This is a genomic window from Rhizobium sp. 18055 (assembly GCF_902706285.1).
Classification (GTDB): Bacteria; Pseudomonadota; Alphaproteobacteria; order Rhizobiales; family Rhizobiaceae; genus Rhizobium.
In genome coordinates, this window is record NZ_CACSKD010000252.1 from 1 (window position 1) to 451 (window position 451).

The following is a 451-nucleotide window of genomic DNA, read 5'->3' on the forward strand; positions in this document are numbered from 1 at the left end:
GGCGGGCACGGCGCTGGTGGAGCGCGGCGGCGCGGAAGGTGAGCCGGCGCCCGGTGCCGATGGCAGTGCCCGCGGCGCTGCCGGCGGCCCGGTGCGGCTGACCGCGGCAGGCACGGCGTTTCTCGCGACGGCGGAGCAACTGGCGCGGGAGCTGGCGCAGTCGCAGGACGAGCTGCGCGCCATCGCCGGGCGGCAGGCGCGGTCGGTGACCCTCGCCACGGGCCGCACGCTGGCGCGCACGGTGCTGGCGGATGCGCTGCCGCGCATGCGCGCGACGCTGCGGACCGCGGAGCTGCACGTAGTCACCAACGGGCTGGCGCAGACCGTGGCGATGCTGGAGCGCGGCGAGGCCGACCTCTGGCTCGGCTACCACCATGCGGCGCTGGAGGTGCGGCTGGATGGCCGGGCCTATGCCCACGCCACCCCCGCTTCGGACCGGCTGGTGCCGGTG

At 77.6% G+C, this 451-nt stretch carries 1 pseudogene; it reads left to right on the top strand.

Annotated elements, in window-relative coordinates:
* A pseudogene (locus GVL52_RS32090) lies at positions 1-451 on the top strand (LysR family transcriptional regulator); the annotation flags it as partial.